A 24059-nucleotide genomic window follows, 5' to 3' on the forward strand; every position below is an offset into this window, starting at 1 on the left:
ATGTGGAACAGCCTGAGCCAGTGACAGAAACTGTCAAGACTGAAAACACACAGATTGTCCCGACAACGCCGTTAACCGTGCCTGTTACAGCAAAAACTGAAGAAATAAAAGCACCTCTGACCTTTGCAGATCTGGTCAAAAAAAGCACTGAGGAAAAAACAGCATCAACGCCAGCAAAGGCTCAGCCAGAAACGGATACAACAACTTCTGATACCACTCAAGCTGCCGCCAGTGCAGAAACCTCAACGACGAATACAGCGAAGAAACCAGCTCGCCGGACTCAAGGCCGGACAACCCGAAAAACGACATCAACAACCCGAGGCCGTAAGAAATCCCCTCAAGCGACTAAGAAGCCATAACCGCTAAGATCTGTATTTTGTCATCTTTCCGGAATTCCGCCCTGATCAGGCAGAATTCCGGATTCCTGCTGCTATTGTTCTGAAATATCAGGCCTTAATATCATCACGCTTTTTATGACCATCGCGCATATGGCTGACCTCCTCACCGGCCAGAGAGTTTCCCGCCAGGGTAAAGGCCCGGCCAAAGCCTTTCACAAAACGACCACCTTCAGGTGACAGACGGAATAAGCGGAAATCAGCCAGCTGGCTCAGATTACGAATACGTTCGCCATGACGGGCTTCCAGAATATCAATTCCCTGATACCAGGCCTCAGATTCCAGCTCAATCAGTGCTGCCTGCATACTGTAATTCACACGTTTGCGAGCAAACAGTTCACCTGCTGAGTCTTCATCTTCAATAATCAGCACAGAGGCTGCCGGGTTATGCTGTAGATTCACGGCATGCAAAGCAATCTCACTGAGCAGCACATACAGACAATCATCACCAATCGCAAAAGGTGCATAAGAGGCATATGGTGTTCCATCCGGCTGAATCGAAGACAACATCAGGCTTTTGCGGCTGGCGATAAAGTCAGAAACTTCTTCATTAATTCGGGTATTCAGTATTTCTTGCTTGCTCATGAGTCAGGCCTCGATTAAATCACGACTGATAATGTCATCCGCTTATTCTGATCAGCATAAAACAAAACGATGATGTCTCCCGCCCGATCAACAGAACAGCTGCTGTAACAGGCCCTTATTTAACCGTGATAACACATCATTGTAAACGCTAATTGTTATCATTAATAATAAATGATACATTCCTGTCTGATCAGGCAGGCCGATGCAGCCAGCGCTTTCCAATCACGGTATCAGCACTTATCAGACAGATCATAAGTGTCGTCAGATACCCCAGAAACAACCCGGAATGACACAATGAAACCGTTCAATCTCAACTACCCGCTTCGCATACTGACAGCCAGTGCTCTCAGCGTTTCATTGCTGGTATCCTCTCAGACTCTGGCAGCACCGGAGCGCATCATCAGTACCGATGCCGGTACAACAGAAATCATTAAAGCACTTGAGCTGACCGATCATCTGGTAGCCATTGATGTCACCAGTCCTCAGCTGCTGCCCGGCAAAAAACTACCCAATATCGGTTATCACCGTAATCTGTCCGCTGAAGGTCTTCTGAGTCTTAACCCGGATGCCATTATCGGTGGTAAAGAGATGGGTCCTGACCACGTCGTTGATCGCCTGAAGCAAAGCCCTGTTCAGTTAATACAGCTACCTGCAGCACGTAGCGAAACTCAGCTGATTGATAATATCCGGACACTGTCAGAACAGCTGGATCAGACATCCCGAGGACAACAGCTTCTGTCCGATCTGCAGAAAAAACTGGATCAGCTGCATAACCAGGCTCTGTCATCTGAACAGGCGGTGTTTCTGCTATTTATGAACGATAAACTGCGCATGGCTGGCAGAGAAAGTGGTGGCGGCTCTTTGATTAAACTTCTGGGCGCTAACAATCTGGCTGATTATGACAACTACCGTAGTATCTCGGCCGAAGCCTTACTGGCTCTTAAACCCAGCCTGATCATTATTGCCGGAAAAGAACCGGAAAAAGCAGTACAACAGTTGCTGAAAGCCAGCCCTATGCTGAAACATACTCCGGCAGGTAAACAGCAAAAAATCCTCGCGGTAGATGGCAGTAGCCTGGTTTCCGGTGGTCTCAGTGTCAGTGCCGTTGATGAGGCTTTACGTCTGAGCAATCACCTGAATCGTTAATGCTCTGCCAGTCTGCTTTTTAAGGAGTTTTGTCATGCTGCGCCTGCCTGTCCCGATGACAACGGGCATTCTTCTCCTGCTGCTGACCGGCGGTAGCCTGCTGTCATTGATGCTGGGAGCGATGCCTTTACCTGCAATCGAGAGCCTGCTTTCTGTGGTGGACCACCTGAGTGGATCAACCATGAGTCGGTTACAGGACTACCAGCATGCTGTTATTACTGAGCTGCGACTACCGAGAATATTACTGGCCATTATGGTGGGTGCGATTCTGGCGCAATGTGGTGCGGTCATGCAGGGGTTATTCCGGAATCCATTGGCTGATCCGGGAATCATCGGTGTCTCTTCCGGCGCAGCCGTCGGCGCTGTGCTGGCCATTGTATGGGCTCCGGCAGCCATTTCAGCCTGGGCAGTACCGGTTTCTGCTTTTGTCTGTGGTCTGATCACCACCCTGCTGATCTACTCTCTGGCTCAGACTCGTGCCGGAACCTCAATTACTGTGCTATTGCTGGCCGGGGTTGCTATTACCGCTTTTGCCGGAGCAGGTATTGGTTCTGTCAGTTATTTCGCTAATGATCAGGACCTCAGAGCACTGAGCCTCTGGCAGATGGGATCACTGGCTGGCAGCAACGATCAGAACATCCTGCTTTCAACAGCCGCTCTCATTCTGCTGGCTATTGCGTTTCAGAAACGGGCCAATGCACTGAATGCCTTGCTACTGGGTGAAGCCGAGGCCCGACACCTGGGGATTCAGGTTGAACGCCTAAAGCTGGAACTGATCGTACTGACCGCTATCGGTGTCGGCATTGCCGTTGCCTCTGCCGGTATCATCGGTTTTATTGGCCTGGTGGTACCTCATCTTGTCCGTATGAGTACCGGTCCCAATCACAGAACGCTGCTACCTCTGAGCGCCCTGTGTGGTGCTTTTCTATTGATGATTGCTGACCTGTTTGCCCGCCTGATTGTCCAGCCTGCAGAGCTTCCCGTCGGTATTGTCACGGCCCTGATGGGCGCCCCTTTCTTTATGGCATTACTGATTCGTCAGCGTCATAGCTGGAACAGCTGACAAACCCGATCAGAAAGAGAGAATAATAATGCTTGAACTGAATCAGCTGAGCTGGAAAATTCGGGAAAAAACCTTGCTGGATATTAACCATCTGGCACTGGCAGAAGGACAGGTAATGGGTTTACTGGGTCCTAATGGCGCAGGTAAATCTACTTTATTAAAAGCGATTACCGGAGAAATACCGGCCAGCGGGCAGGCACTTTTACATGGTAAAGCGATCCATAAGTGGTCATCGCAACAGCTGGCACGCCATCTGGCAGTCTTGCCTCAGGCCAGTCAGCTGACTTTCCCTTTTCAGGCAAAAGAAGTGGTTGCTCTGGGGCTGACGCCTCTGAGTATGAGTCACGAAGAAGGCCAGCGTCATATTCAGCGTCTGATGGAAAAAACAGACTGTCTGCATCTGGCTGACCGTAACTGGCCATCGTTATCTGGCGGAGAGCGACAACGGGTACAACTGGCGCGGGTGTTACTGCAACTAAGCCAGGCGGAACAGGCTCCGTTATTATTGCTGGATGAACCGACATCGGCACAGGATCTGGGACAGCAGCACAGTATTCTGAAACTGGCCGTTGAACTGGCACGTGAGCAGGGATACGGTGTTATTGCTATTCTGCATGATCTCAACCAGGTACTGCACTATTGCCATCACTGTTATCTGCTAAAAGAAGGGCAGGTAGCTGCTCAGGGAAAACCCTTTGATGTGCTCCGCGCCGATACGGTTGAAATGTACTGGCAGTATCGCCCCAGAGAGATCACCCTGGATGATGGTCTGCCCGCTCTGATTTAACCAACTGACCTCTGGCATATCCGGGAGTCTGGCCACCTGCCCCGAAAATCAGCCGCTAACCAGATCAGTGGTGTCTCATAACCAGATAACACCCCTGATTTCATCAGACAGACTTACAATGCAGACAATAACGCCTGCCATTCATTCAGTTCCTGCTGTCCAGGCTTACGGGCACCAAACATCTGCAGAGCCAGCTGTCCTTTATGATCAAACAGTTCCAGAGAGGAAACAGGGCCATCTTCTGTGGGGCGCACCACTTTCCACGCCTGTGAAAAAGCTTCTGTATTAGCATGCAGATTGAAGCCAGCATCCAGTACATTAAACCAGGGACCACGACGCACCAGACGCTTTACCGGCCCGGTATGAATCTGCACCATGCCTTTGTTAGCTGCAAAAATCATCACCGGCATTTCCTGCTCAGCAGCCATTTCCAGAGCACGTTCAAATACCTCTGCTGCCAGAGGCTCTGCACGTTCTGTTCCTGCCAGCCGGAATGCCTGCTGCCGCTCCAGAGCATGTTTTTTTAACAGCGCCAGAAAATCATGTACATCCTGTAGCCCATCCCAGTCCTGATGAAAAGCAGCAATATCAACCTCATCATCAGCCACAGTCTCGTAAGCACTCTGCTTCTGCTCTGCCACGGCCTCAGGATCAATCACGGCTCCCTGAGACTGATCATCCGCCATATATCGGGCTACCAGTGCATCAAACGCTGCCATATCCGTCTGCTCATTGGCATAAATTTTATGCACCGCTGTTCCTGTCGCATCAAAAAACTGCAGGCTACGACGCTCACCTTCCGTCACATGAAAGCCATAATGCCAGCGCTCAAAAAACACTCTGAGATCAATGTCACCAAGGAACAGCCCCACCTTCTCCCCGCCGCCTAATTTGCCATAAGGTGCGGTTTTCTCATGTACAACAGTATCGTTACGGGTCAGCGCCATAACGGAGCCCAGCTCACGTACCTCTGATAGCAGTTTACGGAACTGTCCCGCTGCGCTATCCAGACGCTGAACGCTGAAGCCCTCAGGCCCACAATTCAGAGCAACCAGCTCCAGCTCACTGACGCCCAGTGCATCAGCAGCATTACGAATTCTCAGCTGCGGGTTTTCATCTCTGAATTGCTGATAGCGCTGTTGCAGATCAGCAACGGCTTCCGGACTGACGGATAGTGTCATTACATTTCCCCTTACTGCATCCGGAAACACCGGATCTCACCACGAATCAACGGTTATTCTCTGTCTATGGCAAATGGCCAGCTTTTTGTTCTCAGGAATAACCAATAAAAACGGGGACTAATGTCCCCGTAAAATACAGACTAAAGCCACGACTAAACCTCTGTGACTTTATAAACCCTCGCAGCCCTTACTGAGTAACAGGAGCATAACGGATATACAGGTTGCCACTGGTCAGATTGCCATCTTCGCCATAGTTACTCAGCACCTGCATCTTAAACAACTGCGCTCCATCCTGTACCAGATAGATGCCATAGTTAGGCCACATCTGATGCCCCTGTCCATCGACGTTGTAATCAAAAGCACCGTAATCGCCGGGGGCAGAAAATGCACCTTCAGACTGATCAGCAAAATACTTATACACCTGATCAGTATTGGCTGGATCTGTCACATCCAGAGCAGAGTCAACCTGCAGAACACCGACACCAGCAGATGCAGTGCCTGACGCACCACCATTTACCTGGATCAGGTAGTTTCGATCCTGAACCACAACGCTCAGCTCCCAGTCGTCCTCGGCGGAAACAACGCTGTTGCTTTCCATATCGTAGTAAACCCGGCCATTGCTGTAATCCAGTACAGGCGATGCTACTTCATCATTAAAACTCTGAGTCAGAGGATTCCAGGTCTGTACTCCCAGGGTCATCTGACGGGTCGTGGTTTCGCCCAGTTCAACCGTAAGGTCAGTAATATGGAAACGACTATAATCAAACGTCTGTGTCGAAGGATCCGCTTTAGCCGATCTCAGCACCCACCACTTGCTACTGTCCGCACTGTATACCGGAGCACCCTGGCTATAATCCGCACTCAGCCAGTCTTTGATCTGAGGGGCAATGCTGTCTGACTTCATACCTCCGTCGACACAACTTTCAACACCCGTTACCGCATTGAAAGCCTCCAGGGTTGAGTCAGCACTGGCCGCTTCAAAAGCACTCTGTACAGGATTGCCTTCAGCATCATACAGAGCAGCACTATTGCCGGTATAACATGCCGTAATAGCGCCATTAGCATTACCGGCACCGGAAGCACCACCGTTCACTTTAAAACCAACATATTTCTGATATGCCACATGCCAGTCCTGACCTGATGTCGTCTGCACACCTGTCGCCAGATCCAGATAAGCCGCCTGAGTCACATCCGTTGCTGCGTCCAGAGTGATATAACGAGCACCACTCTGAGTGCTATCACCGCCCGTGTTATCACTCCCCCCCGTATTATCGCTACTATCATTATTGCTGCTACCGCCGCCATTACAGCCAGCAAGTATCAGAGTGGCTGCTATTACAGCAACAGCAGTTTTTGTACGGTTAAAACGAAAGAAGAGGCTCATCAGGTATTTACTCCACCAGATTTTCAGTCAGAAAACAGATCAGATATCGACTCTCAGGCCGGTATAGATAAAGCGTCCGGGATGTGGCCCCTGGTCATGGGGATTATCGGGATCACGGGTCTTATTCAGCAGGTTATCCACACCCATAAAAAGGCGAACATGTTCAGAAACCTGCTGATTCAGTTTCAGATCCCAGGTCGTCCAGGACGGGGTATAAAAATTATTTTCCAGGTCGTTATATTCTTTGCTTTGCCAGATACCCTGTAAGCTGGCGCTAAAACCGGTGAAAGGCCTGATTGTCAGACCAGTTTTCAACTGATATTCCGGTCGCTTGGGTAAAGGTTTACCGGTTGTTTTATCTTCGGCATCCATCCAGGTCAGAGCAACATCCAGCTGAGCCCGACCTTTCCAGTCATAGCCTGCAGCCAGTTCAGCACCGAAGATACGAGCCTGATCAATATTCAGATAGCGATAATTAACCACATTGTTTCTGACGGACTCGACGGATGTCGCTATCAGATCTTTCAGGTCACTACGAAAGAGATTCAGATCAAAACGCAGATCAGGTGAAGGTCTCAGTTCAATACCCAGCTGATAGTTAGTCGAATACTCCGGCTGAAGATCCGGATTACCCAGCACCATATAGCCCAGATTACTGTGATCAAAAACGTAATAACGCTCTTTCAGATTAGGTACCCGGTACCCTTTACCGATACCTGCCCGGATACGAACATCCATCGTATCGGACCATTGCGGGGTGTACTGCAGGTTCATTTTTGGCGTCAGATGATCGCCAAAATCAGTATCATGCTGATAGCGGAAACCCGGTAACAACTCTAACTGGTCGGTCAGAAAAATATCATTCTGCAGATAAACTTCTGCACTGCTGTTATCAGAACCGTCGCCAATCTCTTTGACCACCTCATAACCGGAAGCCGTCGGTTTTTTCTGCTCCTGAGCCATCGAGGCATGGCTGAGATCAATACCCAGAGTCAGCAACTGATTATCAGCTACCGGCGTATCAAACTGAGAGCTGATTTTATAAATATCCTGCTCTGCAATTCTGATATCGCCTTTTTCGGTCACATCTTCGAAATTTTCCCAGGTGGCAGAGAGCTTCAGCAGATCGTCTCCAAATGCCAGAATCGTACCGCCATCCAGCCGCTTTCGAGTGGCAATTTCGGTTTTATCCAGATAGCCACTGCCTGGCCGGAACAGAATATTGTGAGCGGTCAGATCTTCTTTGTAATAAGCCGGTTCAAAAAAGAACTCTTTATGCTCATCCGGCTCAAAGCTGATCCGGGCGGAAAGGTTTTTACGTGTACCGGCACCACCCTCTTCAAAGGCGGTATCACGATTCAGATCATAACCCTCTGTATCTCTGATACTGCCGTTGATCTGAGTGGTCCATTGCTCCCGTTTCATGCCGATATCAAAGCGGGCATGGCGACTGGCCAGCTCCTCCTGACGGCCACCCAGACTCAGATCTGAACGCCCGGTATTAGCATCGCCATAACTGCCCATATCCAGAACCAGGGCAGCACTGAATGGCTCTGTCGGTTTGCGGGTAATCACGTTCACTACCCCACCCATAGCGGAGCTGCCGTAAAGGGCTGAAGTAGCACCCTTTACAATCTCGATCCGCTCAATATCCGCTGTAGCCAACTGAGCAACATCAACAGAAGAACCGGTACTGGCAGTCATTGGTCGGCCATTGATCAGAATCAGTACCCGGTCAGCATCCAGCCCCTGTAACCAGACTTCTTTACCACCTTTACCGTGAATATCTTTCAGCATCAGTCCGGGAACAATTTTCAGGGCTTCTGTCAGATCACGGGCATGAATCTGATCCAGCTTAGTACGGCTGATTACTTCTGTTCTGACCGGTGTATCTTCCAGTAAACGCTCCGTCCGGGTACCGGTAATTACCCAGGTATCACCTTCACTGGCTTCATCAGGAAGCGAAGCAGGCTGATCGGCCCTGGCTGAACAGACCAGTACCAGACCCGAAATCAGAATTGGCAGAGATTTTAAGACTTTCACAGCAGCTAACGACCACTCATATACAGCAATACTTATAAGACAATGCAACTGATAATAATTAGCATTTATTATAATTACAAGGATGCGATTCAAAATGTCGCCAGATAAATTGATTGTCAGTTATGCCACAACAAACATCATATCTGTGTCAATTCATTCCCATCACGCCATTAAAATCAAATTAACTATATGATTTAAAAAAACTTTTCATAAAGGCCTGCTTTTTGCTGCACTGACTCCAAACAGTTCAGATGGATAAGCCCTATGTCTCACAACTCACTGACACGGCTTGGTCATGATGACATTGATCAGGACCATGAACATTTTTATCAGCTGATCAACCGGATACAAGTGTGTACGAATCAGGAGCTGGCAGGGCTTTTCCAGCAGCTGTTGCAGCTTGCTCAGACCCACTTTGACAGAGAAAATCATCTGATGCAGATATCCGGCTTTTCAGCACAGGAAGAGCATAAAAGTGAGCATGCTCGCTTACTGGGTGAGTTGCGTCAGTTTAAACGCGGTATTGATCGGGGGAATAAGGTCTTTGCCCGGGCCTATCTGCGTGATCGCCTGCCTCAATGGTTTGAGTTGCATCTGCAGACACTGGACAGCGCACTGGTTGCTCATCTGGCACAGCAGGACCTGTCATGAGCCAGATAAATCAGAGCATAAATCATTATATTGTTCCGCTGGAAGGAGCCCTGAAAGCTATCGCAGAGTTGGAAGCAGGCCATAGTCCGGGCAACTGGCTGCTATCTCTGAAACTGCTATACGATGGCGAGCCATCAGGTCAGGCCAGCTTTAATTTGTATGGATACAGCGAACCGGAAGCAAAAGAGCTGGTACAGAATATTCATCGTCATGAATTCATCATGCGTGAAATTGATGATCTGCTATTTGGTGACAGTGATACCTGAAACCAGAGATCCGCCCAACGCACTGAACTGCACCATAACAGCGCCGGATTGTGAGACAAACACCGTGCATGATCCATTTTTTCGCCAGAATGCTCTATTACATTTTTATTTCGCTGGCGCAATATTTGCTGTTTTAAGAGGGTAACTGTCAGACCAAAGCTCAGCTTTCAGAGACCCGATCCGCCAGTTACCGGGTTGGGCGACCGAAGGAGCCCTTATGAGAAGTCATATAGCAACAACGGATAAAGAAAAGAGCATTCCTGATAATGTTCCTCTGATATCAACAACCGACCTTAAAGGTCGCATCACCCTGGTGAACGATGCCTTTATTGAAGTGTCTGGTTTTACCCGGGAAGAACTGATTGGCAAAGCTCACAGTATTGTACGCCACCCGGATGTCCCCCCGGCTGTTTTTGCCGACCTGTGGCAGGTATTACACAGAGGTAAGCCCTGGATGGGGACCGTAAAAAATCGCTGCAAAAATGGTGATTATTACTGGGTAAACGCTTTTGTTACGCCCATATTCGAAGGTCACAAAGTGGTGGGCTATCAGTCAGTACGGGAAAAACCAAAACCCAATCAGATCAGACGGGCAGAACAGATCTATGCCCGGGTCAACAAAGGCGTCAACCGTTTCAGTCTATATGATTTAAAGCTGCGCCATATCATGCCTGTCATTGCGGCAGTATCAGCGATGACACCCTCTGTTATCACAGGTATCTGGTCATTATCTTATGCTGGTTTAATCGCAACCTCTGTCAGCTCCGCCCTGCTGATGACCGGGCTTAGTTATTTTTTTCTCCGTCCGTTAAACAATGCCACTCAGCGCTCTGAAAAGTATGTCAAAAGCGATCTGTTATCAGAAATGTATGGTAACTGTACCGCAGAAGCCGGGCAGCTTTATCTGGCCGGTATCATGCGAGAAGCCAATATCCGTGCCATGACTACCCGCATCACCTACTCCGTGAATGAGTTATACAAACTGGGAGATGACACCACTCAGATTGCTCAGCATGCAGCTGATGCAATCAATCGTCAGGCAGCAGAAATCGAGCAGATCGCCGCTGTTACCCATCAGCTATCAGGCTCCATCGACAATATCGCGCAGAATGCTGCCGATAGCTGCAACGCAACCCATAGAGCGAATCAGCTGGCCCACCAGGGAAAACGTGCTGTACAGGAAACCTCTCAGGCGATTTTCTCCCTGGTCGATACCATTGAACAGGCATCAGATAAAGTCAGTCGCCTGCACCAGGCGACCGGCGAAATTGCAGATACCATCAGTATCATTACTGAGATTGCTGACCAGACAAATCTGCTGGCTCTCAATGCAGCCATCGAAGCAGCCCGCGCAGGGGAACAGGGCAGAGGGTTTGCCGTTGTTGCGGATGAAGTCAGGGCCCTGGCTCAGCGCACCCAGGAATCTACAGGGCAGATCTATCGCACGCTGGATAATCTGACCAGGGAAACAGACGATGCAGTATCCATTATGCGGGTCAGCAGGCAAAATGCTCAGTCCTGTGTACAACAGGCTGAAGTGGCTGGCGAGACTCTGGCCACTATCAGTGAAACAATGGAAAGTATTACCGGGATGAGCCAGGCTACGGCGACAGCGGCATCACAGCAAAGCAGTGCTGCCGAGGTCATTCGCAATAACCTGCATCAGGTAAACAGTGCTGCAGTTGAAGCGACAGAAGCTTCCGAGCAAACTAAAAATGCGTCAAAGAATCTGATTGATAACGTCAGAATGATCATGCAAAGCATCGCCAGGTAGATAACATTTATTCGAATGTTTATGGCCATACAGTAAGCAACCGGAAGCGTCTGAATGACGTCTCCGGTTGCACGGCTATCTTCATCACAGAGTCAGTTTTACCACTGAAAACATGACGAAACTACTCTCCGGCAGCCCGTGCTTCATGGGTATGACAGCGTTTAGGACACACTCGGGCACAGGAACCACAACCGATGCAATCGCCACCATTTTCTATCACCATTACACTGACGACATCATCCATATCATCGTCATCATCCGGCTCCCGTTCTTCCAGAGTAAACACATCTCTGGGGCAGACCTTATAACAGCGACCACAACCGATGCAGGTCGTATCATCCAGATGCACCACAAACTCCGGTGTCCAGCTGGTACCATCACGGGTTAATCCTGTAATCACAGACATCAGACGCCCTCCTTTACTGCTGCCAGCTCTGTTCGGACCTGATCCCAGCGCAGGCAGGCCTGATAAGTCGCATCAGACATCTGTGGCAGCTGCTCATAACCAGCAGGCAGACTGTCTTCAACCAGATCATGCAGAGCCATCGCGGCTTCACTGGCAATGCGTTTCGCTTTACGCACCTCTTTCTCTAGCGCTTTAATCTCTTCCGGAGACATATTTATTCCTCATCAGCAGGTCAAAAGTGTTTTAGTTTCTTATTGCCGCCCGCTGTCGTTGTTATCAGCGACAGCCAGCAAAATGGCCGGAACAGTTTCAGGGGGGATGGACGGGGTACTGTCAGCTCAGCAGGGGATGAAGGTTAACCGGAAACTACTCTCTGGCAGCCCTGGGGTAGTTTTCCAGCAGAGTCAGGGCACTCTGGCAAAGTTTGTCAGCCTGTTCACACATCACATCAAGACTTTCAAAGCCAAAGCGATGAACATCTCTTAATGTCCTGTCCAGCACTAACAGCTTGCCTACGGTGATAACGACACGGCCAAAGCCTTCATGTGACAGACTGAACATAGGTGCAGCCATCAGACCACTACCAGCTTCAATACGCATCGCAATCGCGCTGTAATAGGCTTTCAACCGGGCAATGATTTCCTCATCGGGATCACCAATAATCGGCATTTCCCGCCGCTGGGCTTTAGTGACCACATAAGCCTGCAGAATTTCTGCCGGTGGCAACTCTTCATTCACCCCATAAGTATCAAACGCCCTGGTCTGACGAGTGATTTCCGGTATAAACAGATGGTCCGGTAAAGCCTCTGAAGGTATCGTATGATCAACGTTCATAATCATCTCCTGGTTACAAAGGAAATGGCGACAGCCTTACTGACGACGCCATTAAACAACGGGTTTATGTCATCAGTCCGGTATTACGATACCGGGCCTGATTCTGCTGTCGGATTCAGGGTTTTCAGTGTTAAACGGGGAGGACTGCGCAAACTGAGATGACGACTGAATAAAACCCCGGCCATCAGTCCTGCCAGCGCCAGAATCGCTGCGAAAATATCTCCCCACAAGCTACCAAGACAGGCACAGACCAGCATCACAACGCAAGGCAGACAGTAAGCCAGTAAGGTAATACGCAGCAGTTCTTCCTCTGCAATATGAATCTGTACTCCCTGCCCTTCATTCAGTGATGGTATCTGTGCCGGCAACGCTGGGGGAACTGTTCTCCGGGACGCAAGAGAATCCGGTTGCCAGCCGTGTATTGATAAAGCTCCTGGTATGCTTCCGGCATCAGGCATTACCTGAGCTTCAGGTGTCAGTTCCAGCTGCATAGTACGCTGACTGCCCTGACATACCTTATGTACACTGCAGCTTTTGCAGCTTTGCTGGCAGTCCGCCTGTACACCAAGTCGATTCCCCGGTAGCCGGATAATCACTCCCTGCGCAGAAATCATAATGTCTCTCCCTCTTGCTCTTCTCGGGGAAGATCATCACTCCAGTCACCGTCCCAGGATGATTTCGCCATATCCAAAAAACGTTGCCCGGCATCGGGCTGTTGCAGTTGACGTAATGCCTTCTGTAGCCAGAGAGGAGGGCGACTTTGCCAGAGGCTCTGCAGGTTTTTCAGTGCCACTTCGATCAACAGTCCCTCATCGACTTTAACCGGATAAATTCCCATAGCCTGTAGTTGCCTGATCGCTCCGCCGCCGATAGCATTACAGTACACGCCATGACACCCCTGCAGCAGATCTAACCGGGCATCCAGCTGACTATGCTGCTTATCCTGCTGCGCATCCGCAGTAGAAAACTCTACGATTTCAGAAACCTGATACGTCTGCGAACTAACGTCGTAAATCATAAAGGCTCTGGCAGCGCCGAAGTGCTGATTGATATGTACACGGTCACTGCTGGCAAAGGCGATTCTCACAGATGGAGACTCCGGGTTATCCGTCAGATCCTGTGATATCTGAGATTGCTGTGCAGCCGGAGCAATCAGTTTCAAATGGCGCATGACGACATCTCCTGCTCACGCCGGGAATACACAGAAACATAGGGAGCGACTTCATGATGATGAGCCTGAGACAACTGCATATTGGCTAACTGAATCAGAGTCTGCAAAGATCCTTTATAACCAATCCATAACTGATGCTGAGCACCCAGTCGGTCATAAACCGGCCAGCCCGCTCTTAATAACGGCAGCTGCAGACGCTGGGCCAGTCCGGCCCCATGAGCATTACAGATTAACAACCGGGCCTTATGAGACACCATCTGCTGCTCCAGCTCTTCAAGATCAGAAATATGAATCTCTTCAGCACAGACTCGATTCAGTGAGGGTGCGTTATGAGGTGCCACTGCCGCAACGACCTCTCCTCCCACAGAAGTGACCAGTGAGCTGAATGAGAGCAACAGATCCGGGTCAGCGGCAATACCATAACGGGTAAAACCCAGCATAAAGTGACTGTCCAGCATCACATCCTGTAACTGGCTGCGTTCCCGCTCTACGGTATCCGGTACGGCTCTGCCACTTATCTGATGAAGAGTATTCACCAGCTGATCCATCGCCTCCATCCCCATCAGCCCGTCAAAACGAAAATCCTCAACTCCGGTTCTTTGTGTCAGCAGATCCGCAGCATGATTCAGGGAGTGTCCTATAACCAGGGTAGCACTGGCTTTGCCCAGCTCAGCAAAGGCAGAAACCGGCGTACCTCCTGTCGTCACGGGGACAAAATCCGCCTCCATCATATGACCATCCAGAGAATCACTCAGATCAGGAACAACCACCGCCTTCAGCCCAAAGCGTTCCAGCAGCAGTTTCAGATAGTCGATATCAGCCCCTGTCAGCATAGATGAGGCCAGTACATTGACCTGACAGGCATTCTCACCAGCACAGTCGGTAGCGGGTACCAGCCGGTCGAGCATTTCATAAAGTGCAATCGCAAAACCGGTTTCCAGCCCGCCACTGAAATCAGGCGTGATGGCAGGAATCACAGGCAAAGACTGATACTCAGGATTGTCCAGATAAAACTGCCGGATCAGGCCTTTTACATCACTGCCCTGAGTCTCTGACAGTCCTGTGGTAGGAATACCTATCAGCTCCGGATTCCGGGCATTAATGATGGTCTTTAAACCCTGAAGTACGTTGCCATCAGCCCCCATGACTGTTGATGTCTGGTCCATCGCGCTGGTCTGCAGGGGAATGGGTTCACGAAAATGCCGCACAAACAATACCTTGGCAAACGCACTGCATCCCTGAGAGCCGTGCAGCATAGGGATCGCATTTCTGACCCCCATAAATGCCAGGATAGCCCCTGCCGGCTGGCTGACCTTGAGCGGATTAACGGATAAAGGCTTCTGCTTTTTGATCACTCTGACCATATCGGGCCTCCTGTTATGAGCTTTCCCTGTCACTCTGTGCCACAGGTGTCACACTCGGTGACTCCCACGGTGCCGGTGTTCTTAATGCGGGCCAGATAGGTGACTCCAGCGTCAGACACAACTGCCGGGCCAGCTCAACCATGCCGTCGTAGCCAGCGTAGGCAAACTCCCGTTCCTGATTAATATCCAGAAACGGCAGCCGTGCTTTCAACGCCGTATACATATTGCGCCCCCCTGCAATCAGCAGGTCAGCCTGATAGTCCCGGATCGTATCCAGTAATGCCCGTGGACTGCCCTCCTCCAGCATACGGGCATCATCGCCCATAATTTCCCGGATACGAGCTTTATCCTCTTCGGTGGATTTCTTCGTACCGGTCGCCACAACGTCCATACCAAGATCCTGCAAGGCAGAAACAATCGACCAGGATTTAACTCCCCCGGTATATAACAACACCCGTTTGCCTTTCAGCCTCTGCTGCCAGGGTATCAACTGCGCTCGGATACGGTTTTCTTCCCGTTCAATCAGCTGCTCTGTACGCGCAGCCAGATCCTCATCTTGCAGCAATCGGGCAAAACTGCGCAGCGCATCCGAGGTATCCCTGACACCATAAAAGCTGCCTTCAAACCAGGGAATCTGATAGCGCTGCTCCATCTTGCGGGCCACATTGAGCAGGGCTTTGGCACAAACCACCATGTTGGCCTCAGCCTTATGCATCACCTGAACATCACGAAAACGGGCATCTCCGGATAAGGTGCATAACACCCTCAACCCCAGCTGATCCAGTAAAGGCATTACCTGCCAGAGTTCACCAGCAATGTTGTATTCGCCAATCAGATTGATATTGTGCACCTGAATATCATGACGCTGAGCTTCAGCAGAAACAGGCTCTGGTTCTGCCGTTCCAATCACATATCTGAACATGACTTCTCCCGCCAGACGGTTACCCAGATTTTTAGTGCCGTAAAACCCGGCAGAGTCGATAGGAATAACAGGAATGGAAAAGTGTTCACTGGCAGCTTTACAGACGGCTTCAAAGTCATCGCCAATCAGAGCCGGAACACAGGTGTTATAAACAAATACCGCGGTGGGTGAATAACGATCCAGCGCCTGACCAATACTATGGAACAGACGCTTTTCGCCACGTCCCATAATCACATCTTCTTCTGACAGATCGGTTGTCATGCCGATACGGTACAGCTCGGACCCTGAAGAGCGTGTGCCACGGTTATCCCAGGAGTTACCGGCACAGGCGATAGAGCCATGCACAATATGTGCGACATCAGCGATCGGCAGCAGCGCAATCTGAGCGCCATCAAAGGCACAGCCACCATCCGAGGCACCTGGTTTTGCAGGCTTACAGCCACTTTTTTCTTTGGTGTTATGGTCGCAGGCTGGTTCATCCATTAAAGCGGCCAGTTCTTTTGCTTGCATAAACATTCCCCCGAAAACTGGACTGATCACATTCAGTCATTGGGTTTCAGGGATAAAGGAGCAAAGGCTGTACCAGACAAACATTCTGCCAGAAAAAACATAACCTATTGTTTTAAAAAGAATAAAAACACAAGAAAAAATACTGACTCACAACTGATAGTCAGATTGTCAGGAAGAGGACATTCAGGAGCATGCGATTGGCATAAATACGACAATGCCCTGCTAACGAGCTGACAGAGCCAGAATATGAAATGAAAAAAGACAGGCACCACGTTCGTAGGAAAGCAGATAAAAGCCCGCACAAACCGGACAGGCTGAACACCAGCCCCCCGTTCCAATCCCCCACAGATAACCCGGGTCAGGTATTCAGCAGTAACCAGTTTATGCAGGCATAACGGAGCGGGGAAGCTCCCGCATTATGTTCAGAGGGTATAGGGTTTATGCAGCCAGTTGCGTACCAGCCGGGCCTGTCGCTCAGAGATATACCGGTATTCATCCAGCCAGTCATCCTGTAAGCGCGTCGGCAACTCCCTGGGCACAAGGTTGCCCGCTACCATACAGAAATACCATGCCCCGGAATAACCTGCGATTCTGTCAAACTGGCGTAGTTGCCTGGCCATGTCCTGAGCATTGGTATCCAGCTGCCAGTTAAAGGCTTTCAGGCTGATTGCCTGTATCGCCTTCGGATAAAGACGCAGCTGCTGAATCCCCGGACCAATCCGGCTTTCATGGCGCTGAAAAAACCAGTACTGATAAAAGCCGGATTCAGGAGTAACAGACAAACGCCATTCATCACAGAAACGGTGTAGATCATCTTTATTGACACTTTGCTCAATGGCCTCGCTGATATTCATCAGATGCCCCGGCTGATATCGGGCATCACCCAGAGGCCTGGCAGGCAAAATCGCAGGTGTAACCGGTTCCAGAAGATCCTGCAGATCGTCCGGCATAGTGTCATCAGAAGATACATCGCTCTCACTGAACAGACCGGCATGCTGACTTAACAGGCAACGGGTCATCATTTCCTGCAGTTCTTCCACTTCCAGCTGCCAGCTCTGTTCCGGCCTGTCACCATAGTTTGCGACGAAAAAATGTGTCGAACCGTCCAGGTTGAAAACCAGCAACGGTTGCTGCTCCAGCTGACAGAGTAAATTTTCAAAGCTGCCCTGCTGTTCCAGTTGCTGTTGTAACCACAATTCAGGGTCCCGTGTCAGGATCTGCTGATCGGCCGTCATCAGTCCTCCGGGCCTGTGCCAGCCTGACCGGGTCAGCTGATACCGGAAATCGACCTCTGGCCAGCATGTTTTCAGATAACGAAGTAAAGCAGCCTGATCAGGTTTTACCTGACCCAGCCCCTGAATCAGGTCGCGGGCGGCTTCTGTTGTTTTCTGACTTAACGTTCCCTGCATACTGGCAGGCCGGGCGTCTTCTTTTGCACTATCAGATGTCGTAAACCATGCCATCGCTTACTCCTCTGCTAGTCGTCATCGTCATGCAGGGCTAATACCACCCCACAGGCAATATCATGATTGTTAGTTAAACCGGCACAATGACTGGAAGCATCCACCAGATAGAGATCAAAGTCCTCACCTTCAAATACAGGCTTAGCCAAACCCGGAATGTCATTGTCACTACAAACCGTTAATGAGCCCTGAGTTACCAGAGCTTTAAATACCGGTTGCAGCACCTCCTGATAACGCAGCTCCGGAGGTGTCTGAATAATCTGCCCCGCCAGCTGCTCCAGCACCTGTTCACTGATCATCGGTTACCAGCTCCTCTGCTTTTTCCGCACTGAAACGTTTTTCGATACTGCTCTGCTGTCCCAGGATTTTTCCCAGCCAGGGCGGAGGGTTGTCCAGCCGGCTCTGCAGAAGATTCAGGGTTGCCATCGCCTCTCCGGGCACAGGAACTTTCACCGGGTGTATGCCACCCCGCACCACCTTGGCCGCAGCAGGTCCTCCAATGGATTGCACATAGAGCAGCTGGCAGCCCTCCAGTAATTTAACCCGAGCTTCATTTTTTTCCAGCCCCGATGGCACCTCATGGCTATCCTGAATATCAGCCAGGTAAATCCCCTCTTTATTCAGGCGGTAAATCAGAAAGCGCAGACAGGAACCAAAGTGGCCATCCAGCTGAGTACCATTATTCGATGCAACGGCAATCTGAAGATAAGGCAGGCCAGCCATCACTTCTGGCTCCGGATCAATTTGTGGTGGAGCCTGCTGCCCGGACTGCTCACCCCATAGATAACTCAGCGCCAGTTTTATTGCTTCCGGACGATAATCTTCGGGTAGCTGCCCATCATCACCACTGACAATACGATTGATATCTTCAACGGTCAGTGCCTGCAGCTGAGTTTCATCAATCGGCAGCCCAAGATAAGCACCTGTAGCAATCACAAATACTTCCGGGTCATCAGATGACAGAGCCCTTGCCGCCTGAGACAGACGCTGGGCGGCTACTTTACTGATCATGCTCTCTTTTTCAGGCAAAGCACCATCGCCTTTACCATTACACTTACAATCATCCTGACACTGGCAGTCACCATCACAGGTACAGTCTTTCTTACTGGAAACAGGCTTTGTTTTACTGGAAACAGACATAAGATCACTCCCTGTCGGGGGGGTTAACCGGGGTTCGGGTTCAGGGCTTGCAGTCAGCCTCTGAAAAATATTTCAGAGGCTTCCCACAGAGAAAGGACTGTCAGATTACGCCGGTGAAATACAATCAACCGGGCAAACAGAAACACAACGAGGCTCTCCCTCATCCACGCACTCGTCACAGGTCGCAGCATTAATAGTCACTACGCCGCTTTTTTCAGTGATGGAGACAGTAGGGCATTCAGGTTCACAGTCGGCACAAGCTGTGCACATATCCGGGTCAATTTTCATTGCCATGATCGCTTCTCCTCATATAAGCGTTCAAACAAGATCTCTGGCCATTAATCCAATCGGCGGGCGCGTAACGATTTTGGTAATGAGGGCGCAGCCATAGGGTCGATATAGTAGCTCTGGCCGCTGGCCAGTTTCAGCTCTCCTCCCCACTTGTCTGCTGCCTCAAACTCAAGAGAAATAACCTTCACTTCCAGATCTTTTTTTGGCATATAGAAGGTCAGACCACCGTCTTCTGCCTTGCTGATAATGATATTGGCCATAAGACACTCTCTATCTATTCACGGATAAACTCATTTTTGATATCGGGGTTGTTCTGATATCCTGGTTTGTTTTCTGATATCCAGGCCGGGCATCACAAGAAGTGGCCATCCATGGCCAGCAATATCCCAACGGTTTAGCGAACCAGATCGTAGTTGTAATCTGTTTGCGCCATGATGCGGGTATCATCATCCATTTTTTCCAGCACAGAGTTCACCAGAGTGGTCAGCACAGTCATCGCACCTTCGTAACCCAGCGTGGTAGCACGATGCAAATGATGGCGGTCAAAAATAGGGAAGCCGATACGAATCAGCGGTACTTCAAACTCTTTACCCTTATGCAGGGTGTCACGCTGAATAAACTTGCCGTAAGAGTTACCGATCATAAAGTCAGGTTTATCGGTAAACATCAGTGAGCGGAAGTGCCACAGATCCTGCTTAAAATACAGCTCAGTTTTGTTATTCACCGGAGCCGATTCTTCCAGCATTTTCTTCATGCGTTTCTGCCAGCGCTTACTGCCGCTCTGACACAGTACATGAGTGGGCTCTGCCCCCAGCTCCAGCAGGAACTTAGTCATACCCAGAGTGAAATCAGGATCACCGTACAGAGCAAACTTCTTACCGTGCAGCCAGGTGTGAGAGTCGGTCATCATATCCACCAGACGTCCACGCTCAGTGGCCAGAGATTCAGGGATCTCTTTGCCGGTCAGGCGCGCCACTTCCATCAGGAAGTTATCGGTGTACTCCAGCCCCATAGGAATATCGAGAGCAGGCACCTCATGCTTCCAGGTATTGGTCACTAATTTCTTAGTTTTATCCAGCTGCAGAGGCTGTAGCAGAATAGTGCTGATCGCATTAGGCGCATCTTTGATCTCATCCTGAGTAGTGCCACCTTCATACATGCGGTATTCACCATCAGCCGGAGTATCCAGCACCTCAGTGGGATCAGACAGCAGACTGTAATCCACGCCCATCTCACCCAGCATACGGTGAATCACACGATAGTTACCCAGATAGGTTTCAAAACCCGGCACCAGGTTAATCTTACCGTTGCTGCCCACCGCTTTATCTTCCATGTTATTCAGAGTGAAGTAGCGGCCAATACCTTCAAACATATTGTCCCAGCCGGTCACATGAGAGCCGACAAAAGAAGGGGTATGGGCAAAAGGTGTCGGGAAATCCTGTTCGACAGCACCTTCTTTTTTGGCATTACCAATAAAGGCATTTAAATCATCACCGATCACCTCGGCCATACAGGTGGTAGAAACCGCAATCATCTCTGGCTTGTATAACGCTTTAGCGTTTTCAAGACCATCAATCATGTTTTTCTGGCCACCAAATACTGCCGCGTCTTCTGTCATAGAGTCAGAAACACAGGCTACCGGTTCTTTGAAATGGCGATTGAAGTAGGTACGGAAGTAAGCAACGCACCCCTGAGAACCGTGCACATAAGGCAGCGTCTTTTCAAACCCCAGGGAACACAGAACAGCACCCAGTGGCTGACATGCTTTTGCCGGGTTAACTGTCAGAGCTTCACGTTCAAAGTTAAGCTTCTGATACTCTTCGGTTGTGGTCCAGAGAAAGGTTTCCTGAACTTTGTCGTCTGGATGAGGGTTTTCGTAATCGGTTTTCTTACGAGCCAGAACATCCTTATATTCTTCGTTACGGAATAAAGGGTAACTTTGTTTAATATTGTCTGTATCTTGCATGACTGTCTCCTTACCCGGCCACCAATCTGTGGACACGGGCATCGGTGATAAAAAGGATCTGCTTTGCAAAAGGCTTACGCTCTGAGCATTGAGCTGTTTATGCGCTTCTCAGCGTCTTATGCGACAGCTTGTTGCTCTTCCTCTGCGCTGGCTTTCCATGGTGGCGTCATGTTTTTCCAGCAAGGGTTGTTCAGGGTCATATCCATATCTTTAGCGAAAATGGCAAAGCCATCGTAGCCGTGATAAGGACCGGAATAATCCCAGGAATGCATCTGACGGAAAGGTACGCCCATCTTCTGGAAGATGTATTTCTCTTTCACACCAGAGCCAATCAGATCCGGTTTCACACGCTTAACAAACTCTTCGAACTCAAAACCGGTGACATCATCATAGATCAGGGTCGCGTTACCCATATCCTTAGTGGTACGTTCATAATCATCGTTATGACCAAATTCATAACCTGTACCGACCACTTCCATACCCAGATCTTCGTAAGCACCAATCACGTGACGAGGACGCAGCCCACCCACATACAGCATCACTTTTTTGCCTTCCAGGCGGGGTTTATATTTAGCAATCACCTCATCCATCATGGTCTGGTACTTAGCGATCACACGCTCGGCACCTTCTTTAATGGAGTCATCAAAATAAGAAGCGATTTTACGCAGGCTCTCGGCCACTTTAGTCGGGCCGAAGAAGTTATATTCCACCCAGGGAATACCGTACTTCTCTTCCATATGACGGGAGATATAGTTCATAGAACGGTAGCAGTGCAGCAGGTTCAGCTTCACCTTCGGAGTATGTTCCATCTCAGCAATGGTGCCGTCACCAGACCATTGGGATACGACACGCAGCCCCATCTCTTCCAGCAGAATACGGGATGACCAGGCATCACCACCGATGTTGTAGTCACCTAAAATGGCTACATCGTATGGACCGGGTTCAACTGTTTCAGCAGCGCCTTCACGCTCAAAGACATGATCCCGGATCGCATCATTAGCAATATGGTGACCCAGAGACTGAGATACACCACGGAAACCTTCACAGCGTACCGGAATAACCGGCTTACCCATTTCCTGGCTGCTGGCTTTTGATACCGCTTCAATATCGTCACCAATCAGACCGATTGGACACTCTGACTGCACACTGACTCCACGATGCAGAGGGAACAAAGTTTCAACTTCTGACAGCAACTTGCTCAGCTTTTTATCACCACCAAAAACAATATCTTTTTCCTGGAAATCTGAGGTGAAGTTCATGGTGCCAAAGCTGTTCACACCCGTCGTGCCAACATAATAATTACGACGGCCTGCGCGGGAATACTGACCACAACCTACAGGGCCGTGGGAGATATGGATCATATCTTTGATCGGTCCCCAGACCACCCCCTTGGAACCGGCATAAGCACAACCACGAATGGTCATGACACCTGGCAGAGATTTACGGTTTGACGTCACACACTTGGTATCAGCGGCCTGATCATTAATAGATAAGTGCTTGGCGCGATCTTCTTTTGCTTTCTCCGGGTAGACCTCAAGAACTTCCTGAATAAGCGCCTGGGTCTCTTCTTTACTTAAATTAGCCATTTCACGGTCCTCCAGCGTTACCTGCCCATCCGCAGGCACGCTAATGAGAAAAAAACAAACGATTAACAGAGAAAAGAGAGAGGCTCAGACCACTTCTTCAGCTTTCTGACCTACGATGCTTTCGTCTTCTTCTTCCAGAATACCGAACTCCATCAGCAGATCTTCCAGGTCATCCATCTCCAGAGGTGTCGGTACGATGAACTTCTCGTTAGCGACCACTTTTTGTGCCAGAGCACGATACTCATCGGCCTGCTTCGCCTTCGGATCATATTCGATCACCGTCATACGACGGATCTCAGCATGCTGTACCACATTGTCACGTGGCACAAAGTGGATCATCTGTGTGCCCAGACGAGCCGCCAGTGCTTCAATCAGCTCATCTTCACGGTCAGTATTACGGCTGTTACAGATCAGACCCGCCAGACGTACGCTACCGGAAGTCGCATACTTCACGATGCCTTTAGCAATGTTGTTGGCCGCAAACATTGCCATCATCTCACCGGACACAACGATGTAGATTTCCTGTGCTTTGTTTTCACGAATTGGCATCGCAAAACCACCGCATACCACATCACCCAGTACGTCGTAGAACACAAAATCCAGATCTTCGTCGTAGGCACCTTCCTCTTCCAGGAAGTTAATCGCGGTAATTACCCCGCGTCCTGCGCAACCCACACCAGGCTCAGGGCCACCGGATTCCACACATCTCACATCGCCATAACCGATCGCCATCACATCTTCCAGCTCCAGGTCTTCAACAGAACCGGCTTCAGCGGCCAGATGCATCACTGTGGTTTGTGCTTTTGAATGCAGAATCAGACGAGTGGAATCAGCCTTAGGATCACAGCCGACAATCATTACTTTCTTGCCCATCTCAGCCAGTGCGGCTACCAGATTCTGGGTAGTGGTTGATTTACCAATACCGCCTTTACCGTAGATGGCAGCTTGACGTAAAGCCATAGTCATTCTCCTCACTTTGGGTAGTCAAAACGAACGGGGTTCGCTGCTGTATTGGTAGTTACAAGGCCTGTGCCAATCAGAAAATATTTAGTAACCATCTGTTTTTATTAAACTTTCAAATAACCATAAATTTATTATGGTCGTATGAGACACAACAGATGTCAGTCTGTT

General features: G+C 49.8%; 26 protein-coding genes. 7 read left to right on the plus strand and 19 right to left on the minus strand.

Annotated features, from left to right (window positions below; genetic code table 11):
• Nucleotides 1–359, plus strand: a 359-nt coding sequence (locus H4O21_RS07515; protein WP_220495557.1) for a hypothetical protein, incomplete at its 5' end; no start/stop codon positions are given.
• 87 nt (nt 360–446) lie between these two features.
• Here H4O21_RS07515 and H4O21_RS07520 read toward each other — a convergent pair.
• Nucleotides 447–980: a HugZ family pyridoxamine 5'-phosphate oxidase gene (locus tag H4O21_RS07520; protein WP_182808237.1), complete on the minus strand. Its 534-nt coding sequence runs from the start codon at nt 978–980 to the stop codon at nt 447–449.
• A gap of 294 nt (nt 981–1274) precedes the next feature.
• Here H4O21_RS07520 and H4O21_RS07525 point away from each other — a divergent pair, with 294 nt between their 5' ends.
• From H4O21_RS07525 to H4O21_RS07535, 3 genes are read left to right on the plus strand one after another with little or no spacing between them, the layout of a single operon-like run.
• Complete coding sequence (locus H4O21_RS07525) at nt 1275–2126, plus strand: heme/hemin ABC transporter substrate-binding protein (protein ID WP_182808238.1); 852 nt, start codon at nt 1275–1277, stop codon at nt 2124–2126.
• Nucleotides 2127–2160: 34 nt separating this feature from the next.
• Nucleotides 2161–3189: a FecCD family ABC transporter permease gene (locus H4O21_RS07530; RefSeq protein WP_220495558.1), complete on the plus strand. Its 1029-nt coding sequence runs from the start codon at nt 2161–2163 to the stop codon at nt 3187–3189.
• Between the two features lie 28 nt (nt 3190–3217).
• On the plus strand, nt 3218–3976 hold the full coding sequence (locus tag H4O21_RS07535; protein ID WP_182808239.1) for a heme ABC transporter ATP-binding protein: 759 nt from the start codon (nt 3218–3220) through the stop codon (nt 3974–3976).
• 113 nt (nt 3977–4089) lie between these two features.
• Here the strand turns inward: H4O21_RS07535 and H4O21_RS07540 are convergent, their stop codons facing one another.
• The 3 genes from H4O21_RS07540 to H4O21_RS07550 all read right to left on the minus strand — a co-directional run bounded on the left by H4O21_RS07540 (nt 4090) and on the right by H4O21_RS07550 (nt 8584).
• Nucleotides 4090–5157: a hemin-degrading factor gene (locus H4O21_RS07540; RefSeq protein WP_182808240.1), complete on the minus strand. Its 1068-nt coding sequence runs from the start codon at nt 5155–5157 to the stop codon at nt 4090–4092.
• 187 nt (nt 5158–5344) lie between these two features.
• On the minus strand, nt 5345–6541 hold the full coding sequence (locus H4O21_RS07545) for an HmuY family protein (protein WP_182808241.1): 1197 nt from the start codon (nt 6539–6541) through the stop codon (nt 5345–5347).
• A gap of 39 nt (nt 6542–6580) precedes the next feature.
• Entirely contained in the window at nt 6581–8584 is a 2004-nt protein-coding gene (locus H4O21_RS07550) for a TonB-dependent receptor plug domain-containing protein (protein ID WP_182808242.1), read from the minus strand.
• Between the two features lie 264 nt (nt 8585–8848).
• On the opposite strand from H4O21_RS07550, the gene H4O21_RS07555 reads away from it, so the two are divergent.
• The 3 genes from H4O21_RS07555 (at nt 8849) to H4O21_RS07565 (ending at nt 11275) form a co-directional block, all read left to right on the plus strand.
• Nucleotides 8849–9235 (plus strand): bacteriohemerythrin, encoded by a 387-nt coding sequence (locus H4O21_RS07555; protein ID WP_182808243.1) that lies wholly within the window; start codon nt 8849–8851, stop codon nt 9233–9235.
• Nucleotides 9232–9501, plus strand: coding sequence for a hypothetical protein (locus H4O21_RS07560; protein WP_182808244.1), 270 nt, complete (start codon nt 9232–9234; stop codon nt 9499–9501). The genes H4O21_RS07555 and H4O21_RS07560 overlap by 4 nt, the downstream gene beginning before the upstream one ends.
• Before the next feature lie 217 nt (nt 9502–9718).
• Nucleotides 9719–11275 carry a methyl-accepting chemotaxis protein gene (locus H4O21_RS07565; protein ID WP_182808245.1) on the plus strand — a complete coding sequence of 519 codons (1557 nt, stop codon included), beginning with the start codon at nt 9719–9721 and terminating at the stop codon, nt 11273–11275.
• A 121-nt stretch (nt 11276–11396) separates the two neighbouring features.
• Here the strand turns inward: H4O21_RS07565 and fdxB are convergent, their stop codons facing one another.
• The 15 genes from fdxB to nifH all read right to left on the minus strand — a co-directional run bounded on the left by fdxB (nt 11397) and on the right by nifH (nt 23888).
• Nucleotides 11397–11681, minus strand: coding sequence for a ferredoxin III, nif-specific (gene fdxB, locus H4O21_RS07570; protein WP_182808246.1), 285 nt, complete (start codon nt 11679–11681; stop codon nt 11397–11399).
• Complete coding sequence (locus tag H4O21_RS07575) at nt 11681–11893, minus strand: CCE_0567 family metalloprotein (protein ID WP_182808247.1); 213 nt, start codon at nt 11891–11893, stop codon at nt 11681–11683. Before H4O21_RS07575 ends, fdxB begins: the two co-directional genes overlap by 1 nt.
• A 154-nt stretch (nt 11894–12047) precedes the next feature.
• Nucleotides 12048–12515 (minus strand): NifX-associated nitrogen fixation protein, encoded by a 468-nt coding sequence (locus H4O21_RS07580; protein WP_182808248.1) that lies wholly within the window; start codon nt 12513–12515, stop codon nt 12048–12050.
• A gap of 83 nt (nt 12516–12598) precedes the next feature.
• On the minus strand, nt 12599–13129 hold the full coding sequence (locus H4O21_RS07585) for a SoxR reducing system RseC family protein (RefSeq protein ID WP_182808249.1): 531 nt from the start codon (nt 13127–13129) through the stop codon (nt 12599–12601).
• Nucleotides 13126–13686 (minus strand): NifB/NifX family molybdenum-iron cluster-binding protein, encoded by a 561-nt coding sequence (locus H4O21_RS07590; protein ID WP_182808250.1) that lies wholly within the window; start codon nt 13684–13686, stop codon nt 13126–13128. The genes H4O21_RS07585 and H4O21_RS07590 overlap by 4 nt, the downstream gene beginning before the upstream one ends.
• Nucleotides 13674–15050, minus strand: a complete 1377-nt coding sequence (nifN, locus tag H4O21_RS07595; RefSeq protein WP_182808251.1) for a nitrogenase iron-molybdenum cofactor biosynthesis protein NifN — start codon at nt 15048–15050, stop codon at nt 13674–13676. Before nifN ends, H4O21_RS07590 begins: the two co-directional genes overlap by 13 nt.
• A 13-nt stretch (nt 15051–15063) precedes the next feature.
• Complete coding sequence (gene nifE / locus H4O21_RS07600; protein ID WP_182808252.1) at nt 15064–16482, minus strand: nitrogenase iron-molybdenum cofactor biosynthesis protein NifE; 1419 nt, start codon at nt 16480–16482, stop codon at nt 15064–15066.
• A 422-nt stretch (nt 16483–16904) separates the two neighbouring features.
• Entirely contained in the window at nt 16905–17945 is a 1041-nt protein-coding gene (locus tag H4O21_RS07605) for a hypothetical protein (protein WP_182808253.1), read from the minus strand.
• A 14-nt stretch (nt 17946–17959) separates the two neighbouring features.
• Entirely contained in the window at nt 17960–18244 is a 285-nt protein-coding gene (locus tag H4O21_RS07610; protein WP_182808254.1) for a DUF6129 family protein, read from the minus strand.
• Nucleotides 18234–19085, minus strand: coding sequence for a NifB/NifX family molybdenum-iron cluster-binding protein (locus H4O21_RS07615; RefSeq protein WP_182808255.1), 852 nt, complete (start codon nt 19083–19085; stop codon nt 18234–18236). The genes H4O21_RS07610 and H4O21_RS07615 overlap by 11 nt, the downstream gene beginning before the upstream one ends.
• Nucleotides 19086–19190: 105 nt before the next feature.
• Nucleotides 19191–19379 carry a 4Fe-4S binding protein gene (locus H4O21_RS07620; RefSeq protein ID WP_182808256.1) on the minus strand — a complete coding sequence of 63 codons (189 nt, stop codon included), beginning with the start codon at nt 19377–19379 and terminating at the stop codon, nt 19191–19193.
• Nucleotides 19380–19423: 44 nt separating this feature from the next.
• A complete protein-coding gene (gene nifT, locus H4O21_RS07625) occupies nt 19424–19636 on the minus strand; it encodes a putative nitrogen fixation protein NifT (RefSeq protein ID WP_182808257.1) in 213 nt (70 codons plus the stop codon).
• A 134-nt stretch (nt 19637–19770) separates the two neighbouring features.
• Complete coding sequence (nifK, locus tag H4O21_RS07630) at nt 19771–21342, minus strand: nitrogenase molybdenum-iron protein subunit beta (RefSeq protein WP_182808258.1); 1572 nt, start codon at nt 21340–21342, stop codon at nt 19771–19773.
• 116 nt (nt 21343–21458) lie between these two features.
• On the minus strand, nt 21459–22928 hold the full coding sequence (gene nifD, locus H4O21_RS07635; protein WP_182808259.1) for a nitrogenase molybdenum-iron protein alpha chain: 1470 nt from the start codon (nt 22926–22928) through the stop codon (nt 21459–21461).
• Nucleotides 22929–23012: 84 nt separating this feature from the next.
• Complete coding sequence (gene nifH, locus H4O21_RS07640; RefSeq protein WP_182808260.1) at nt 23013–23888, minus strand: nitrogenase iron protein; 876 nt, start codon at nt 23886–23888, stop codon at nt 23013–23015.
• Between the last annotated feature and the right edge of the window lie 171 nt (nt 23889–24059).

This window comes from Oceanospirillum sediminis, from assembly GCF_014164585.1.
In the GTDB taxonomy this organism is placed as follows: Bacteria; Pseudomonadota; Gammaproteobacteria; order Pseudomonadales; family Halomonadaceae; genus Oceanospirillum; species Oceanospirillum sediminis.

Coding starts and splice junctions, on each gene's coding strand:
- H4O21_RS07520 (WP_182808237.1), bottom strand. CDS start 980: ATGAGCAAGCAAGAAATACTGAATACCCGAATTAATGAAGAAGTTTCT.
- H4O21_RS07525 (WP_182808238.1), top strand. CDS start 1,275: ATGAAACCGTTCAATCTCAACTACCCGCTTCGCATACTGACAGCCAGT.
- H4O21_RS07530 (WP_220495558.1), top strand. CDS start 2,161: ATGCTGCGCCTGCCTGTCCCGATGACAACGGGCATTCTTCTCCTGCTG.
- H4O21_RS07535 (WP_182808239.1), top strand. CDS start 3,218: ATGCTTGAACTGAATCAGCTGAGCTGGAAAATTCGGGAAAAAACCTTG.
- H4O21_RS07540 (WP_182808240.1), bottom strand. CDS start 5,157: ATGACACTATCCGTCAGTCCGGAAGCCGTTGCTGATCTGCAACAGCGC.
- H4O21_RS07545 (WP_182808241.1), bottom strand. CDS start 6,541: ATGAGCCTCTTCTTTCGTTTTAACCGTACAAAAACTGCTGTTGCTGTA.
- H4O21_RS07555 (WP_182808243.1), top strand. CDS start 8,849: ATGTCTCACAACTCACTGACACGGCTTGGTCATGATGACATTGATCAG.
- H4O21_RS07560 (WP_182808244.1), top strand. CDS start 9,232: ATGAGCCAGATAAATCAGAGCATAAATCATTATATTGTTCCGCTGGAA.
- H4O21_RS07565 (WP_182808245.1), top strand. CDS start 9,719: ATGAGAAGTCATATAGCAACAACGGATAAAGAAAAGAGCATTCCTGAT.
- fdxB (WP_182808246.1), bottom strand. CDS start 11,681: ATGTCTGTGATTACAGGATTAACCCGTGATGGTACCAGCTGGACACCG.
- H4O21_RS07575 (WP_182808247.1), bottom strand. CDS start 11,893: ATGTCTCCGGAAGAGATTAAAGCGCTAGAGAAAGAGGTGCGTAAAGCG.
- H4O21_RS07580 (WP_182808248.1), bottom strand. CDS start 12,515: ATGAACGTTGATCATACGATACCTTCAGAGGCTTTACCGGACCATCTG.
- H4O21_RS07585 (WP_182808249.1), bottom strand. CDS start 13,129: ATGATTTCTGCGCAGGGAGTGATTATCCGGCTACCGGGGAATCGACTT.
- H4O21_RS07590 (WP_182808250.1), bottom strand. CDS start 13,686: ATGCGCCATTTGAAACTGATTGCTCCGGCTGCACAGCAATCTCAGATA.
- nifN (WP_182808251.1), bottom strand. CDS start 15,050: ATGGTCAGAGTGATCAAAAAGCAGAAGCCTTTATCCGTTAATCCGCTC.
- nifE (WP_182808252.1), bottom strand. CDS start 16,482: ATGCAAGCAAAAGAACTGGCCGCTTTAATGGATGAACCAGCCTGCGAC.
- H4O21_RS07605 (WP_182808253.1), bottom strand. CDS start 17,945: ATGGCATGGTTTACGACATCTGATAGTGCAAAAGAAGACGCCCGGCCT.
- H4O21_RS07610 (WP_182808254.1), bottom strand. CDS start 18,244: ATGATCAGTGAACAGGTGCTGGAGCAGCTGGCGGGGCAGATTATTCAG.
- H4O21_RS07615 (WP_182808255.1), bottom strand. CDS start 19,085: ATGTCTGTTTCCAGTAAAACAAAGCCTGTTTCCAGTAAGAAAGACTGT.
- H4O21_RS07620 (WP_182808256.1), bottom strand. CDS start 19,379: ATGGCAATGAAAATTGACCCGGATATGTGCACAGCTTGTGCCGACTGT.
- nifT (WP_182808257.1), bottom strand. CDS start 19,636: ATGGCCAATATCATTATCAGCAAGGCAGAAGACGGTGGTCTGACCTTC.
- nifK (WP_182808258.1), bottom strand. CDS start 21,342: ATGCAAGATACAGACAATATTAAACAAAGTTACCCTTTATTCCGTAAC.
- nifD (WP_182808259.1), bottom strand. CDS start 22,928: ATGGCTAATTTAAGTAAAGAAGAGACCCAGGCGCTTATTCAGGAAGTT.
- nifH (WP_182808260.1), bottom strand. CDS start 23,888: ATGGCTTTACGTCAAGCTGCCATCTACGGTAAAGGCGGTATTGGTAAA.